The organism is Sphingobium sp. HWE2-09, from assembly GCF_035989265.1.
GTDB lineage: Bacteria > Pseudomonadota > Alphaproteobacteria > Sphingomonadales > Sphingomonadaceae > Sphingobium.
The window spans coordinates 1,988,626-2,005,162 of sequence record NZ_JAYKZX010000003.1; the positions used below are offsets into that span (position 1 = coordinate 1,988,626).

13 protein-coding genes are annotated in these 16,537 nt (G+C 61.5%); 9 read left to right on the forward strand and 4 right to left on the reverse strand.

What is annotated here, in order from left to right:
• The first annotated feature begins 42 nt into the window (after nt 1–42).
• From U5A89_RS15080 to U5A89_RS15100, 5 genes are all read left to right on the forward strand, one after another.
• Nucleotides 43–975 (forward strand): SDR family NAD(P)-dependent oxidoreductase, encoded by a 933-nt coding sequence (locus tag U5A89_RS15080; RefSeq protein WP_338161885.1) that lies wholly within the window; start codon nt 43–45, stop codon nt 973–975.
• Nucleotides 972–1,967 (forward strand): threonine ammonia-lyase, encoded by a 996-nt coding sequence (locus U5A89_RS15085; protein ID WP_338161886.1) that lies wholly within the window; start codon nt 972–974, stop codon nt 1,965–1,967. The genes U5A89_RS15080 and U5A89_RS15085 overlap by 4 nt, the downstream gene beginning before the upstream one ends.
• Nucleotides 1,968–2,423: 456 nt before the next feature.
• On the forward strand, nt 2,424–3,254 hold the full coding sequence (locus U5A89_RS15090) for an alpha/beta fold hydrolase (protein WP_338163070.1): 831 nt from the start codon (nt 2,424–2,426) through the stop codon (nt 3,252–3,254).
• Between the two features lie 483 nt (nt 3,255–3,737).
• Nucleotides 3,738–4,352, forward strand: coding sequence for an outer membrane protein (locus tag U5A89_RS15095; protein ID WP_338161887.1), 615 nt, complete (start codon nt 3,738–3,740; stop codon nt 4,350–4,352).
• A gap of 68 nt (nt 4,353–4,420) precedes the next feature.
• The gene (locus U5A89_RS15100; protein WP_338161888.1) at nt 4,421–4,972 is read left to right on the forward strand and encodes a hypothetical protein; all 552 of its coding nucleotides are present in this window, start codon (nt 4,421–4,423) and stop codon (nt 4,970–4,972) included.
• Here the strand turns inward: U5A89_RS15100 and U5A89_RS15105 are convergent.
• Nucleotides 4,969–5,400 carry a GNAT family N-acetyltransferase gene (locus tag U5A89_RS15105; protein ID WP_338161889.1) on the reverse strand — a complete coding sequence of 144 codons (432 nt, stop codon included), beginning with the start codon at nt 5,398–5,400 and terminating at the stop codon, nt 4,969–4,971. The genes U5A89_RS15100 and U5A89_RS15105 overlap by 4 nt on opposite strands.
• Nucleotides 5,401–5,706: 306 nt before the next feature.
• On the opposite strand from U5A89_RS15105, the gene U5A89_RS15110 reads away from it, so the two are divergent.
• Nucleotides 5,707–6,768 carry a succinate dehydrogenase/fumarate reductase transmembrane subunit gene (locus U5A89_RS15110; protein WP_338161890.1) on the forward strand — a complete coding sequence of 354 codons (1,062 nt, stop codon included), beginning with the start codon at nt 5,707–5,709 and terminating at the stop codon, nt 6,766–6,768.
• Nucleotides 6,769–7,351: 583 nt separating this feature from the next.
• On the opposite strand, the gene U5A89_RS15115 is transcribed toward U5A89_RS15110, so the two are convergent.
• Together U5A89_RS15115 and gltA are read right to left on the reverse strand one after the other, a co-directional pair.
• The gene (locus U5A89_RS15115) at nt 7,352–8,872 is read right to left on the reverse strand and encodes an acetyl-CoA hydrolase/transferase family protein (RefSeq protein WP_338161891.1); all 1,521 of its coding nucleotides are present in this window, start codon (nt 8,870–8,872) and stop codon (nt 7,352–7,354) included.
• Between the two features lie 177 nt (nt 8,873–9,049).
• The gene (gltA, locus tag U5A89_RS15120; RefSeq protein WP_338161892.1) at nt 9,050–10,333 is read right to left on the reverse strand and encodes a citrate synthase; all 1,284 of its coding nucleotides are present in this window, start codon (nt 10,331–10,333) and stop codon (nt 9,050–9,052) included.
• A gap of 280 nt (nt 10,334–10,613) precedes the next feature.
• Here gltA and U5A89_RS15125 point away from each other — a divergent pair, with 280 nt between their 5' ends.
• The gene (locus U5A89_RS15125; protein ID WP_338161893.1) at nt 10,614–12,305 is read left to right on the forward strand and encodes a GMC family oxidoreductase; all 1,692 of its coding nucleotides are present in this window, start codon (nt 10,614–10,616) and stop codon (nt 12,303–12,305) included.
• Between the two features lie 150 nt (nt 12,306–12,455).
• Here U5A89_RS15125 and U5A89_RS15130 read toward each other — a convergent pair whose 3' ends face one another.
• Nucleotides 12,456–13,727, reverse strand: a complete 1,272-nt coding sequence (locus tag U5A89_RS15130; RefSeq protein WP_338161894.1) for a sensor histidine kinase — start codon at nt 13,725–13,727, stop codon at nt 12,456–12,458.
• Between the two features lie 332 nt (nt 13,728–14,059).
• On the opposite strand from U5A89_RS15130, the gene U5A89_RS15135 reads away from it, so the two are divergent.
• The gene (locus tag U5A89_RS15135; RefSeq protein WP_338161895.1) at nt 14,060–14,623 is read left to right on the forward strand and encodes an NADPH-dependent FMN reductase; all 564 of its coding nucleotides are present in this window, start codon (nt 14,060–14,062) and stop codon (nt 14,621–14,623) included.
• Between the two features lie 279 nt (nt 14,624–14,902).
• Nucleotides 14,903–16,354 (forward strand): catalase, encoded by a 1,452-nt coding sequence (locus tag U5A89_RS15140; protein ID WP_338161896.1) that lies wholly within the window; start codon nt 14,903–14,905, stop codon nt 16,352–16,354.
• Nucleotides 16,355–16,537: the final 183 nt, after the last annotated feature.

The following is a 16,537-nucleotide window of genomic DNA, read 5'->3' on the forward strand; positions in this document are numbered from 1 at the left end:
GGCCCGTCCGCAAAGGGTGAAGGAAATGCTCAGGAGCAAACTATGACGAGGATAACGACCCCGTTCGGCTTCGAGACGACAGCCTCGGAGGTCCTCGATGGCGTCGACCTGACAGGCCAGGCCGCGATCATCACAGGTGGCGCAGCGGGTATCGGCTTCGAGACCGCACGGGCGCTCGCATCGGCCGGCGCGTCCGTCACCTTGGCGGTCCGTCGTCCCGATGCCGCGAAGGCGGTGGTCGATGGCCTACGTCATTCTACAGGCAATCCTGCCATCTATGTCGGACATCTGGACGTTGCCGACCTCAATTCGGTTGCCGCCTTCATAGACGGCTGGACCGGACCGCTGCACATGCTGGTCAACAACGCTGGGATAATGGCGGTACCCGAACTGCAACGCAGCCCGCAAGGCTTCGAGATGCAGTTCGCAACCAACTTCCTCGGCCATTTCGCCCTGACCATCGGCCTCCGCGAAGCGCTGGCCCGTGCAGGAGGCGCGCGCATCGCTTCGCTAAGCTCGAGCGGTCATCAGTTCTGCCCTGTGCTATTCGACGATCTTTCCTTCGACTTCGTCCCCTACTCACCGATAATGGCTTATGGGCAGTCGAAGACCGCAACCGCGTTGCTCGCAGTCGCCATCACGCACCACTGGGCCGACGACGGGATCATGTGCAATACGCTCCATCCAGGGGCAATCGCCACAGGTCTGCAACAGCACACCGGCGGGCTGCAGACACCGCAACCGTTGCGGAAGACGGCGCAGCAAGGAGCCGCCACTTCAGTCCTTGTGGCCGCCTCGCCGCTGCTGAACGGCATAGGAGGGCTGTACTTCGAGGACTGCAACCAGACGCATGTCGTCGTGAAACGGCCGACGGACTTTTCCGGCGGCGTCGCGCCTTATGCATTGGATGCGGACAACGCCGAGCGTCTCTGGACGCTCGCACACGGGCTGATCGATCGAGGCGGGAAGTCATGAGCGGTACGACCGGTCTGGCAATAGAAGCGGTCGATGTGCTCCGCGCTGCAGAACGCATCCGCGGCGTCGCCGTCCGTACCCCTCTTTTGGAATTCACGCCCCTGAACGAGAGAACCGGTCGCAGGACGCTCGTTAAGTTCGAGGGGGCCCAGCATACGGGCTCCTTCAAATTCCGCGGCGCATACAATCGGCTCTCTCAGCTGTCGGATGCACAGCGCGCTGCTGGCGTCGTGGCCTGGTCATCGGGCAACCACGCCCAGGGCGTCGCCGCCGCGGCACGATTGCTCGGGACATCTGCCACGATCGTGATGCCTTCGGATGCGCCAACCGTTAAGGTCGAGAACACGCGCGCATATGGCGCTGAAATCGTTAACTACGATCGGTTCCTTGAATCACGGGAGGAGATAGCGCTGTCTCTCGCGTCTTCGCGCGGAGCCGTTCTAGTCCCCTCGTTCGACGATCCGGACATAATGGCCGGTCAGGGCACCGTTGGCCTCGAGATACTTCAGCAAACCGATGAGCTTGGGGTGGAGATCGGCGATGTGCTCGTGTGCTGCGGCGGCGGAGGGCTTGTCGCCGGCATCGCGACGGCCGTCAAGCATGCCAAGCCATCCGCAAGGATCTACAGCGTAGAGCCGGAAGCCTTCGACGACACCGCACGATCGCTCACCAGCGGCCGCCGCGAACGCGTCGATCCCGCCGCACGTTCGATCTGCGACGCGTTGCTCGCTCCCAGCCCCGGCGAGCTCACCTTCCCGATCAACCGGCGACTCCTGACCGCGGGACTCCGCGTGAACGACGACCAGGTACTCGCCGCCATGCGCTTCGCCTTCCAGAACCTGAAGCTGGTCGTCGAGCCGGGTGGAGCCGTCGCATTGGCAGCCGCTCTCGGCGGCGCGGTCTCCACGGGGAGCGGAACGATCATAGTCGTCGTTTCGGGGGCGAATGTCGATCCTCACATCTACAGACGGTCGCTCGGCGATCGACCGTAGATCCACACTTTCGCACACTCCAGAGACCACCGCCTGCCCGCGCGCCCTACCCATTCGTATGACCGCTTCTCTCCCTTACGGCGGTCGTTGCCTGCATGCGCCGAAGCTATCCTGTCATGGACCGTCCCGCAGTCCCGCGTGCGCGATTGCGGTCGGTTCCGTCCGGTCGTCTCAATACGCATCGGTCGGCCGCCCATATTGCGCAACCGCCGCGTCCCGCTTCCGAGAGAGCGGGACCTTGAAGGACCGATCCGGGACCCGCCGGCTCGTCATCGCGGCCCGTCTCTCGGGAAGGGGACCACATCCATGACGCCTCCCTTCGGCTCGGACGACCTCAAGTCGCTCCATTCCACTCGTCGCGAGATGCTGGGTGGAATAGCTGCAGCCGGAATCATCAGCTCGACACAGATCGCGGCCGCTGCGCCGCATGCAAACTCGAAAGCGAAAGACATGACGATGGATAACTTCACGACCAAAGACGGCACCCGCATCTTCTACAAGGATTGGGGGCCGAAGAACCTCCAGCCGATCGTCTTCCATCACGGATGGCCGCTCAGCTCCGACGACTGGGATGCGCAGATGATCTTCTTCCGCGAGAATGGCTTCCGCGTCGTCGCACATGATCGGCGCGGCCACGGGCGCTCGACGCAGACGGACGCCGGAAACGACATGGATACCTATGCGCAGGACGTCGTCGAACTCGCGGCGCATCTCGAACTGCACCACGCAGTGCATATCGGCCATTCGACCGGCGGAGGAGAAGTCGCTCGCTACGTTGCCAGGGCGCAATCCGGTCGCGTCGCCAAAGCGGTCCTGGTTGGCGCAGTCCCGCCGGTGATGGTCAAGTCGGACAGCAATCCTGGCGGCCTGCCACTCTCGGTGTTCGACGGCTTCCGTTCCGCGCTCGCTGCAAACCGCGCCCAGTTCTACATCGATATACCCTCAGGCCCATTCTATGGGTTCAACCGGCCGGGCATCACGGCGATCCAAGGCACGATCGACAACTGGTGGCGCCAAGGCATGATGGGAGGTGCAAAGGCGCACTACGACTGCATCAAGGCATTCTCCGAAACGGACTTCACCGAGGACCTGAAGAAGATCGACGTGCCGGTACTCCTGATGCACGGCGACGACGATCAGATCGTGCCGATCGCGGACTCCGCGGAGCTCGGGATCAAGTTGCTGAAAAAGGGCGAGCTCAAAGTGTACAAGGGCTATCCGCATGGGATGCTGACCGTCCACGCCGACGCACTCAACCCAGATCTGCTCGCCTTCATTCGGAAATAGGCCGAGCGATCGGCGGTCGGGCCCTCCGCGGTCCGGCCGCCCTCACTCCGTCCGGCCAGCACTCCATCGCTTCACGGGCGACATGCGCCACGCGCGCCCGGCTCAACCCGCCCATGGTTCGCCAATTGGCGCCTCATAGCTAATCCCGATGGGTGTCGCCATGGCGGGCGCATTCACATGTCGCCGCCCGGTCTGCCAACCCGGCTCTCCCACCTCTACATACGTTTGATCATTCCTCTCATTCCAGCATGAATGACATGGCATTGTGGCCGATAATAACATCGAGCGACCTGAGCTACCTAGGGTGCGTCTAGCGACGCTCTCGAACGATAGGGAACAGAGCCAAGGCCGGAGCCAGCCGATCGCAATGAGGCGATCGGTCTACGGTGGCACTCTCCCTGCTGATCACAAGTGCGTCACGCCTGACGAAAGATCGCCGACCAACGCAGCGAGCCGCGGCGGCATGAACGAAAGGTAAGTGCTATGAAATCTCTGATCACCTTCGCCCCGCTCGCCATCGTCGCAGCGATCGCCGCTGCCGCGCCAGCTGCCGCACAGGACGCGTTCCAAGGCCCTTATGCGGGCATCGAAGCTGGCTGGAACAAGAACAAGGTCGGCGACGCCGATACCGACATCGGCCGCACAAACGTGGGTCGCTCTCAGGATTCGGCAACAGCAGGCATCTTCGCGGGCTACAATCACAAGGTCGCCGATCGGATAGTCCTGTCGGCCGAGGCTGGCTTCAGTATGGGCTTCGACGATGCCGTCGCGCGCTCGGGAGGCGGCACGCTCGCCAGCATCGATCCCGAACGCAGCTTCGACCTCGGCGTTCGCGCCGGCTACCTCGTCGATGACAAGACCCTCCTGTACGTCCGCGGCGGCTACGAGAACCTGCGCAGCTCGGTCCGCATCATCGATGCTGCAGGATCGCGATACAACAAGGACACCTTCGATGGCTGGTCGGTGGGCGGCGGCGTGGAACGCATGCTCACTCAAAAGGTCTCCGCCCGTCTCGAATATCGTTACAGCGATCTCGGCGGCAGCGACACGAAGTTCCAGCGTCATCAGGCTCTGGTCGGCGTCGCCTACCATTTCTGACCCCATCTCTGGAAACGCCCCGGCCGACACTACGGTCGGGGACGATCCTTCGCAGCAGGAGGCAGGCCATGGGCTACGCCTATTCCAAAATAGCTGAATACGATGTCATCGAAACAGGCTCGTCGCACACCTCATCAATCGGAAAGAGCAGCGCCGAAAGCCTTTCGAAGCTCGAACGCTCCGTGATCCAACTTTCGATGCAGGACACTCCAAGGTCGATCCAGACACCCTCCAAGTGGGGCGCTCGACTGGCCAACCTGCTTGGAAGGGAGCAGCCGAACCACCTGGCGAGCGAGCCACTGGAGGAACTACGTCGTTTCGCCATAATGACCAGGGTCCGCGGTGAGGCCGACGCGGCGATGCTCCACCGCCTTGCGGACGCAGGCTACTCCGCCGGGCAAACTGAGCTCGCTATCGATCTCGTGCTTCGTCACTCTGCGCAATCGAACAAGGAGCGGACCCAGACCACCGGATGGTTGCTGATACTGGTGGTGGCGGTATTCGTCTTCCTCGCGATGCAGGCCACGCTCGAGGAGACGATGGTGAGCATCATAGTCGCCAGTCTGGCGTTCGCCACCCTGGCCTCGCTTGTCGCTCCTCGCGAGCAACAGCCCCGCTAAGTCGCAAGCCGCTGTATGAGATGGTGTGCGACCGTCTCATAACCGCAGCGATGATACACCCGCTGAGCGGCGACATTGGTCACGGCGGTGTCCAGTGCGAGAAATTCCCGCTGGTCCGTCACGCCGATCTCCCGGACTGCGTCCAGAAGCCTCTCTGCATGCCCCTGCTTGCGCGCATTCGCCGAGACGACGAGGTCGTCGATATAGAGGAACCTGCCGAAGACGAGGTTTTCCTGCATCCTGAAGCCCGCCAGCGCCACCACTTCGCGACCGCTTTCAAGACTTAGCAAACGATAGCCTTGCTCCATTTGCCTTTGAATCCTCTCAACAACCTCCGTGTCGTTCGGCGGCAGATGCGGTCGGAGTTCGCGCATGACGGGTATGCACGCCGTCAGATCATCGCCGACCGTCAATTCCCTGATCTTCATCGGAAACTCTTCCTCGCCCTCTCTCATCGCATCACCTCGCTCCCTGCATTGTCACCGCAAGACCGAGCCGTCGATCATCGCGAGCGCCTGGCGCCTTCTCCCACCTTAATCACGCCATCGCACATGCTCGACCAGACCTAGGGCACCTACAGCTCATGCGAAGGTATAGCTGTAAGCCGGCTAGACCATCGTATGGACGAAACCGCGCCGGATCCGTGGCAGGCCTTTGGAAGACGAAGATCCCATCCAGATCGGCTGCCGGTGTCCACCATCTGCGGTCGCTCTTCCAGCCGCGGAGCAGATCACATGGCGCAAGCCCAAGTAACAGCCACTGGTCAAAGGCGGCATGGGAGGTTCGGCGGAGCTCTCATTGGATCGGCCACAGCCCCCGCAGCAGCGGCACTATTCTATCCCCTCTTCGTCGATGGCTTCCATCTGGCGGTGGGACTGCCCGGGACGGAGGAGACCTTCACCCGGATCGTGCTCGCCACGTTCATGATGCTTCTGATGTTCGCGGTTCCGACCTACGGCTTCCTATGCGTAATGAATGGGTCACGGTTTCCGATCGTGGCTCAGGCTTTCGAAACCCGTGCCAGACGCCTCGCATACATTACGGTGGCCTCCCCCACCCTGTATTGCTTCATCGGCGTGTGGAACATCCTTCTGTCGAGCCCGCTTCCCGACGAAGTACTGTGGGCAGTCATCTGGTGTGCCGCCATTCTCTACACGGCATTCGCTCCGCTCGAAGCAGGCGCGCCACAGTGGAAGGCGCCGTCTTCGGGGCTGCGCGTCATTCACGGCGTCACCGCGCTCATTCTGATATTTTTCCTGGCGTTTCATCTCACCAACCACCTTTTCGCCTGGAAAGGCGAATTTGCCCACTCCGCCGTCATGGAGGCAGGACGCAGGGTGTATCGGTCTCCGGTCGTGGAACCCGTCCTGATCGCAGCCATGTTGTTCCAGGTCTGCACAGGGCTAATGCTGGCATGGCGTTGGAGCGCGCGGAGAATGGATTTCCACAAGACCTTCCAGGTCGCATCCGGGATGTACCTCGCGATCTACATCCTTGGCCACATGAACGCCGTCTTCACTCTAGCGCGATGGACCTTCGGTATACCAACTGGCTGGGACTTTGCGACAGGCGCGCCGAACGGCCTGATACACGACCCGTGGAGCGCGCGCCTCATCCCCCACTACGCTCTGGCGATCCTGCTGGTGATTGGCCACATCTTCTCCGGACTCCGCGTCGTGATGATCGCGCATGGAACCGCCGAGCACAGTGCGAACAAGGTCTGGATGGCGGGAATCATGTTCGCTTCATCCCTGGCGATCGCCATCATGCTGGCCATGTGCGGCATGCGGCTATGAGCGCGTCGCCCTCGCCTCGCCTTCGAACATCGATACCTAGACCATGAGATGGCAGTTGCGGAACCTGCGTGTGATATCCAGCACCCGCATAGGGCCATACACGGTGTAGGCGTTCCGATCGCCCCATCCTCTCCAGGGTACGAAACGTGGCACAATGTGTCTCTGGAACGGGTCGGCAAATATCCCATCTGCGGCAGCCGGCCCGTTCCCTTTACCTAATGACCGACCATGATCCGCTTCGAGGCTCCGGCTCTGCAGGACGTCAGAGCGCCGCTGATCGGGGGCTCGCCCTGCGTCACGGTGCTCATCCGCTCACAGTTCTCGGGTTCGAATTCACATCCTCGGTCATGGATATCTCCTGACATGGCGCCTGCTCCGATGTCGGAATTGTCAGACCGGAAATTCGGCGAGCCTTGACCCCCTGGACGGATTGAAGCCAAGTTGGGACTGACTGGGATGACGCACGACAACCGCTCCATTGGGCACCGCAAAGCGGCAACCCGGTACTTTCTCGCCGGGTTCGCGCCCGGGCTCAATGACAGCCTGCAGATTGGCGCACGCGCGTGTCGCCCAGACATACCGCTTACTGGAACGCCATCGATCCGGTGTCCATGAACCGCTGGTGCCACGACAATGCGTCGCGAGGCAGCATGGGGGACTGCAATCCGTAAGAACCTGCCATTGCCCGCTCCAGATAGTCGGCCAGGAAGGGCCTGTATGACGGGTGGGCGCAGTTGGAGATGATCACCTTGGCACGCTCCCTGGGGCTTAGGCCTCGGAGATCCGCCAAGCCCTGTTCCGTTACAATCACATGCACGTCCTGGGATATGTGATCGACATGACTGACCTGCGGCACGATCGCGGAAATCTTCCCGCCCTTCGCAGTCGATGGAGTGGTGAAGATCGAGACATAGGCGTTTCGAGCGAAGTCGCCTGATCCTCCGATGCCATTCTGGATTCGCGAGCCCATGACATGGGTCGAGTTCACGGCACCGTAGATGTCGGCCTCTATTAGGCCGTTCATCGCAATGCATCCCAGACGGCGTATGATCTCGGGGTGGTTGCTGATCTCCTGAGGCCTTAGTACCAGCTTCGACCTGTACGCCAACATGTTGGCATTGATCCGCGCTGCTGCCTCCGGGCTGAGCGAGAAGGCCGTCGCTGACGCCATGCGCAGCTTTCCTGCGTCGAGCAGGTCGAGCATACCATCCTGCACCACCTCGGTGTAGGCGGTCATGTCATTGAAGGGACAGTGGATGAGACCGGACAGGACCGCATTGGCGACGTTGCCCACTCCGGATTGAATGGGAAGAAGTGACGACGGAAGGCGTCCGCGCGCCACCTCGTGGCGGAGGAATTCAAGCAGGTGACCGGCGATCGCAGTCGCCTCGGCGCCCGGCGCAGCAAAGGCCAGGTTTCGATCAGGGGCATCCGTCTCCACAACGGCGACGACCTTGTCCGTGTCGCAACGAAGGTAAGGGGTTCCGATGCGGTCATCGGGATGGACGAGCGGGATTGGAACCCTATGTGGAGGGAGCGCGGTGCCGTAGTAGATGTCGTGCATCCCCTCCAGCGCAGCATTCTGCCAGCGGTTGACCTCGAGTATCACCTTCTTCGCACGGTCCAGCCACGTCTTGTTGTTGCCAACCGAGGAAGAGGGAACAAGGCTCCCGTCCGCCCGGATTCCAGCCACTTCGACAACGGCCACATCCAGTTCGCCCAGAAAGCCCTGCCACGCCATCGGCGCCACCTGGCTAAGGTGCATATCGAAGTAATTCATGCTTCCACGGTTTATCCGGTCGCGTGCGATCGGGTCGGAATTGTAAGGCAGCCGGAGTTCGATCCCGTCAGCCTCGGCCAGCGCCCCATCGAGCTCAGGCCCCGTGGAAGCGCCGGTCCATACCTTGATCTTGAAATCCCGGCCAGCCGCATGCTCGCGCCCGATGCGCCCCGCGAGCGCGAGCGGTACCGCCTTGGGATAGCCCGACCCGGTGAAGCCGCTCATGCCGACCGTATCCCCAGCCACTATCAATTCGGCAGCCTGCTCCGCCGGCATGATCCGGTCGCGGAGGCCCGGATGTGAAATGCGCGTATTTCTAGACATGGGACATACCTCTCACTCCATTCCAGCGAGCGAATAGGGATGGAGTAGGGACCAGCCAATAAACCGTTAGGCTAGGTGATCAGGATCGACAGCGTCAGCTGGGCCATGAAGCCAGGCTGGCAACCGACCCGACAGGCCCGTAGCGTGGCCTGAGCCTGCGAGCCCGCAATCACATGTCTAGCGGCCCCCCAGTCCAACGTACTCCCGTTGGATGGTGCCGCTGTAGAGCTGCCGCGGCCGTCCGATCTTCTGGTCTTCGTCTGTGATCATCTCATTCCATTGCGCCACCCATCCCACGGTCCGAGCCAGCGCGAACAGCGCTGTGAACATCGAAGTCGGGAAGCCGATGGCGGAGAGGACGATACCGGAATAGAAATCCACGTTCGGGAAGAGCTTCTTCTCGATGAAATATGGGTCACTCAAGGCAAGCTCTTCAGGCCGTAGCGCGGTCTCGAAAACCGGATCGTCAACATTGAGGCTGTCGAACACCTCACGAACGGTCTTCTGCATGACAGCCGCCCTGGGATCGTAGTTCTTGTAGACCCGGTGGCCGAAGCCCATGAGCCGGAACGGATCGTTCTTGTCCTTGGCGCGCGCGATGTAGTGTGGGATCCGATCGGGCGTCCCGATCTCGCGCAGCATGTTGAGGGCAGCCTCGTTCGCTCCCCCGTGGGCCGGACCCCACAGGCAGGCGATGCCGGCGGCGATGCAGGCGAATGGGTTGGCGCCGGAGGATCCGGCCAGACGCACGGTCGAGGTCGATGCGTTCTGCTCATGGTCGGCGTGTAGGATGAAGATGCGGTCCATCGCCCGTTCCACAACGGGGTTCACCTCATAGGGCTCCGCCGGCACCCCGAAAGTCATCCTGAGGAAGTTTGCCGCGTAGGAAAGCGAGTTGTCGGGATATAGGAAGGGCTGGCCTATGCTATACCTGTAAGCCATCGCGGCGATCGTCGGCATCTTCGCAATAAGGCGGTGGCTGGCGACGAAGCGCTGTGTCGCATCATGCACGTTCGTCGAGTCAGGATAGAAGGCGGACAGAGCACCCACGATCCCGCACATCAGCGCCATGGGATGGGCATCCCGCCGGAAGCCGCGATAGAAGCTGGAGAGCTGCTCGTGCACCATCGTATGAGATGTGATCGTGGTAACGAACGAAGCGAGTTCATGGGCGTTGGGCAGTTCGCCATTCAGAAGAAGATAGGCGACTTCCATGAAGCTCGAGCGCTCCGCGAGTTGGCCGACGGCATATCCACGATGCAGAAGGATCCCCTCATCGCCATCTATGAAGGTCACGGATGATCTGCAGGATGCCGTTGAAGTGAAGCCGGGATCATAGGTGAATGCCCCCGTCTGGCCGTAGAACTTGCGGATATCCACGACTTCCGGGCCGAGAGATCCGGCAAGGACGGGATATCCGTACTCGCCTCCGGCAAGGGTGATCTTAGCGGCCTCAGTCATCAACATGCTCCGGAATTAAAAAATCCGCATCATCGTCGCGCAGAGCATGACCTCCAGCCACTATACGGAGGTCGACGGCGGTTCATGCTCTTGGCCGACCTGCCGCCCTCTCCTCTCGCGCCCGACGGGCGCTGCAGGCCATGACGCGTTGACCTCAACGTTCGGTTGGGCAAGCACATCCTCGGTATGCCCGTCCCACGCCGATGTCCTGATGTTCTCGCACGGCCACGCATGCTCTCCTCCGTCGTCGATCCGCATTGCGAGGCGAAGGAGGAAAAGGATGCTCGACCTGGCCACCATGAGCGACGGCCTCACCGTCCACCACACGCAGGTCTGCGTGATCGGAACGGGACTGGCCGGTATCACCGCAGCGCGACGCCTGCTCTCGGCCGGCTGCGAGGTCACAATTCTCGAGAGCGGCGGCACCGATCACGAGGACGCGATTGCGGATCTCAACGATGGGGCCTCGAGCGGGCGGGAGTACTATCCGCTGCGCGACGCGCGGCTGCGCTTCTTCGGCGGAACGACAGCGATCTGGGGAAGAAGATGCGCTGAACTCTCCCCGATCGATCTCGAGGAGAGGTCGTGGGTGCCGCATTCCGGATGGCCCATCGCTTGGAGCGACCTTGCACGCTACTATGAGCAGGCCCGGGTGCAGCTGGACCTCTCGCCATGGACACCGATTAGCGCCGATCTCAGCGAAGCCGGCATATCCGTCCCGAAGTTTGATCCAGCACGGCTGGAAATGCCCTTATGGTCCTTCGATCCCTGGCAGGATCGCTTCGCCTTCCGAAACTGCCGCGACGTGACGGACCATCCTCGCTGCAGGGTGATCACTCACGCGACCGTGACCGAGATCATCCCTCATTCGCACGGACGAGCGATCGACTGCGTCGTAGCCAAGTCCCTTACCGGTCGCCAACTCATGGTTCGACCTCGCGTCGTCGTCCTGGCGACCGGCGGCATCGAAAACGCCCGCATACTCCTGGCGTCCCGGTCGCTCAGCGAGGATGGCGTCGGAAACGGGCATGGTCTGGTCGGTCGCTTCTTCATGGAACACCCCCATGCGCGAGGCGGAAACATCTCCAGCGATAGGGCTTGGTCGCTCCTGCGGCTTTTCGGGAAGCGCCACAAACTGGATGGCCAGGAACTGGCCGCCCTAATCACAGCCAGTCGGCAGATCCAGCGGAGGCATGGCATCCTCAACACCTCCCTGACCATCGCGGCGCGACAGCCCGAACTCGATGGGCAGTTCCTCGGCATGCGGGCCTACAGCCACGCGAAGCACAAGCTGGCGCCCACCAGAGCCAACCGATTGATGTGGCTGAGGACCAAGGAGGCGGCAACCGCGCTGCAGCGTTTCACCGATCCAATGCGGCCGTGGCTTCTCCACAAGCTAGGCAAGCTGGAATTGGCGCTGTCGATACGAGCGGAGCAGGCTCCGAATTCAGACAGCCGGATCACGCTCGCCCCCGAGGCTGACGCCCTGGGCGTACCGCGGGTGCACCTAGACTGGCGCCTAAGCGAAATCGACAAGAGGAGCGTCGCCGTGCTGGTCCAGACCTTAGCGCAGGAATTCGAACGTCTGGGCATGGGCAGGGTATCCGCTGCTGCCTGGCTCGATGACGAAAGCGTCGAATGGCGCAACGACCCGCGCGTGTCGGCTCATCCGATCGGGGGGTATCACCACATGGGTACGACGAGAATGTCCCATACGCCCCGCACCGGTGTCGTCGACGCCCAGGGACGAGTACATGGCATCGGCAACCTCTACGTGGTCGGTTCCTCGGTCTTCCCGACCTCCGGCTGGGCCAACCCCTCGCTCACGATCGCCGCCCTCACACTGCGCACCGCCGACTACATCGCGGAGGCGCACGGTGCGGTAAGCCTGCATCCTGACAGCATGTCAGGATGCGTAGAGCGTGATCACCGGCTGAACTATCCGAGCAGATCGATCGAAGCCGCGGAATGATGTCTGGCCACGTTGTGAAACATGTCTCGCATATCGTTTATCCTGGCTATCTGCGCACCTTTAGGTAATTCAAAAACTGAAGGGGGGCAGACACCAAGTTGATCGACGATCTGGAGTCTCACATGCCTCCATGACCCTTCAGGCCGCTGCTCAACCGCCCGCGACAGGCAGACTGCAGGTGAACATCGCACCACCGCCCTCGCGGTTGGATGCGCTGATGTTCCCGTTGTGGGAACGCATGATGCTGCTGCAGATGGTGAGACCCATCCCCATACCCTCCGGCTTTGTGGAGAAGAAGCCGTCGAAAAGGCTGTCCAGATGCTCTTCCGCAATTCCGGGCCCGGTGTCGGCCACCACCAACGAGACCCGATCCGGTGCATCCATTCTCGTGGACACCGCAATATGTCTTGGGCCGCCGGAAGTGCGATAGTCGATCGCGTGCATCGCGTTGACCAGCAGATTGACGATGACCTGCTGCAGCTGGATGCGATCGCCATCGATGTCGTGGATGTCAGGGTCGAGGTCGGCTCTTATCGCCACCCTTCTCTCGATGCTCTCGTGATGAACGAAGCGCAGTGCAACGTCGACGATCTCATTGAGTTTGAGCCTCGTCCGGACAGGCACCCGCTTCGAAGCCATCCCCTGTATGCGATCGATGATCTCGGTTGCCTGAGTTGCAGCCTCCACCATCCTCTCTATGAGTTGGCGCGCCTTCGGCAGGTTAGGCTCCGACCTTTCAAGCCAGCGCAGGCTCGTGTTTCCGTTCAGCACGATGGCGCCTAGCGGTTGCCGCACCTCGTGCGCGATCGAAGTTGCCAGCTCGCCCAGCGTGGAGACACGTGACGCGTGGGCCAGATCCGCCTGAAGCTGCCGAAGATGCGCCTCCGTCGCGAGCCTGTCGGTAATTTCCAACATCATTATGAATGTGACGTCGAGGCGTTCGGGCGGCCTCGGAAATGTAACGAGGAAAAGCACGTCCACGACGCGACCATCCGTGGTGTTGATCCGCAATTCCTCGACATGGGTCCTACGACCATGGAAGTGGGCGACCATCACGCGAACGGCGGCCTGCGGCGTCGCCTCGAAGATGTGGCGCACCGATCTGGGATAGAAAGCCTCGTCAGTCTCTCCGATCATGGCCAGCGCCGCATCGTTGGCACGCGTGACCATCACCGTGTCACAGGCGAACTCAATCAGCTCGGGATTCTGCAGGAGGTGGGCCTCGATATCCTCCACCCCGTCCGCCTTCAGCTTCTCGAACGCGTCTGCAGGACTGGTCGAGTCTACCTGCCAAAGAGCTATCGGCATGTGCTTGAGCAGGAGGGAAAAGGTCGTAGTCTCCGGACCCGAGACGTGTTCCGCATCGAAGCTCTCTGCGAGCGGTAGAACGGTGGCTTTCGCCTCTGACAGCAGGTTCCTCATCCATCGGCTCCTCCGATTGGTGGTCGTGCTGACCAAATTGCCCGTCGTAATCGCCCGATAGATCCCACTTCGCGCGATCCCCAGGAATGCGGGCAAGACAGCGTTTCGCCTGAGAATGGTTGAACAATCCTACGACCGAGCCTCGACACTGTAGCTCGCCTTGGGACAATTTGGTTGCGCTTGGGCAACGATGCAATCCCCGAACGGGTATGGATGCAGCCTTCCGGCAAAAGGTGAGGCGACCTCGACTTTAGGATGATTGTGCCGCCGGCGCCGGTGTTCGAACCTCCCGTCATCGCGCACTGCGGATACAGAGAGGAGCTACCAGATCCATGAACAGCCACCATCCCCAGGTCGCCATCCTCGTCGGCAGCCTACGCGCAGACAGCATCAACCTCAAAGTCGCGAAAAGCATCATGCTCATTGCAGAGGACCGGTTTGACGTTGAGATCGTCCAGATCTCGGATCTGCCACTCTATTCAGAAGATCTCGATGCCACACCGCCCGCAGAATACGAACGCTTTCGCAAGCAGATCGTCGACAAGGACGGTGTCATCTTCTGCACGCCGGAATATAATCGCGGCGTCCCCGGCGCCCTCAAGAACGCGATCGACGTCGGCTCGCGGCCTTATGGCAAGAGCGTTTGGGGAGGCAAGTCTGCTGCAGTAATTAGCGTCTCACCAAGTCCGATCGGCGGCTTCGGCGCGAACCATCAACTCCGGCAGCTGTGCGTCTTCCTCGACATGCCGACGCTCCAGCAGCCCGAGGCGTACCTCGGGGGGGTTACGGCCGCCAAGTTCGACACAGATGGGATCGTTACTGAAGAGACTTTGAGCGTCTTTCTGGAAAAGATAGTTTCGGCCTATGCCACCTGGCTTTCACGATCGGCCACTTGAGCAGCGGAGTCCATTCAAGTGCGGGTAGACGAGCCGATCTCAATACACATCGGCCTCGGCGCGATAGCCCAAAAGCGCGATCCGTCCTGGCGGATCAGCCAGTCGCGAGCTTGCACATGCCCTTCTCGATGGAAAACGGTTCCCGCTTGAACCGTTCTTGTGATTGAGGCGGGGACGATGCCACCAACGTAGGCCCAGATCTATACCTCGGGATTATCGATGCCTGTCGCCGTTCAACCTAGTCCAACGGTTCCAGGATTTCGGTGAAAAGGGGACGACATGAAGAGCAAGGGCCTTACGTCTGCGGCGGGTGCACCGGTGGGCGACAATCTCAACATCATGACTGCCGGCCCACGTGGACCCGCCCTGCTCCAGGACGTCTGGCTCATTGAGAAGCTAGCGCACTTTGATCGCGAGGTGATTCCCGAACGCCGCATGCACGCAAAGGGCTGGGGCGCATTCGGAACATTCACGGTAACCCACGACGTCACCCGCTACACCAAGGCTCGGATCTTTGCGGAAGTAGGCAAGCAGACCCCCCTCTTCATGCGCTTCTCGACCGTTGCAGGCGAGCGCGGTGCCGCCGACGCCGAACGCGACATTCGCGGTTTCGCCGTGAAGTTCTACACCGAAGAGGGCAACTGGGACGTTGTCGGCAACAACACCCCGGTGTTCTTCTTCCGGGATCCGCTCCGCTTTCCGGACCTCAACCATGTCGTGAAGCGCGATCCTCGCACCGGGCTGAGGAGCGCCCAGAACAACTGGGATTTCTGGTCGCTTCTCCCCGAAGCGCTCCATCAGGTCACCATCGTCATGTCGGATCGCGGCATCCCGCGCAGCCTTCGCAACATGCACGGCTTCGGGTCGCACACCTACAGCCTGATCGAAGCCGACAACCGCCGCGTGTGGGTCAAACTTCATTTCCGCTGCCAACAGGGGATCGAGAATCTCACCGACGCCGAATCTCAAGCGGTGATCGCCCAGGATCGCGAGAGCCATGGGCGCGATCTCCTCGACGCGATCGACCGCGGCGATTTCCCCCGCTGGCAGCTCTGCTTCCAGGTGATGACCGAGGAGCAGGCCAGGAACCACCGGCACAACCCCTTCGACCTGACCAAGGTCTGGCCGAAAGGCGAGTATCCACTGATCCCGGTGGGAATGATGGAGCTGAACCAGACGCCTGAGAACTTCTTCGCGCAGGTCGAGCAGGCGTCGTTCACTCCAGCCAACATCGTTCCAGGCGTCGGCTTCTCACCAGACAAGATGCTGCAGGCCCGCCTGTTCTCTTACGGAGACGCCGCGCGCTACCGTCTTGGCGTCAACCACCACTCAATCCCGGTCAATGCGCCCCGTTGCCCCTTCCACAGCTACCATAGGGACGGACAGATGCGCGTCGATGGCAACCTCGGTGGAACCGCCCCATACTATCCGAACAGTGTCGGGGAGTGGGCCGACCATCCTGAGATAAAGGAGAAGCCGCTCGCGATCGGCGACCTCGCCGACCATTGGGACCATCGCGTGGATGAGGACCATTTCGAGCAGCCCGGCATCCTGTTCCGCAAGATGAGCCATGCGCAGCAGGAAGCGCTATTCGGCAATACGGCGCGCGCCATCAAAGGAGCGAGCAGGGAGATCCAGCGCCGCCACATCGCCAACTGCGCAAACGCGGATCCCGACTATGGCGCTGGGGTCGCAAGGGCCCTCGGCATCGATCCGTTCGGCGACGACTGAATTCCAGATGTCTGACCTCGCACCGAACGCCCGCCGTCAAGACCGCGCCGCAGGCATCGTGACGGCCTGGAAAGGCTGCACGATGCGCGCCGTCCCCTCGCCTCCGAACGGCGCGGCGACCGGTCGTCACGTATGGAGATCCACCCTTACCTACTGCCTCACCGTCACCTGATGACAGAAACG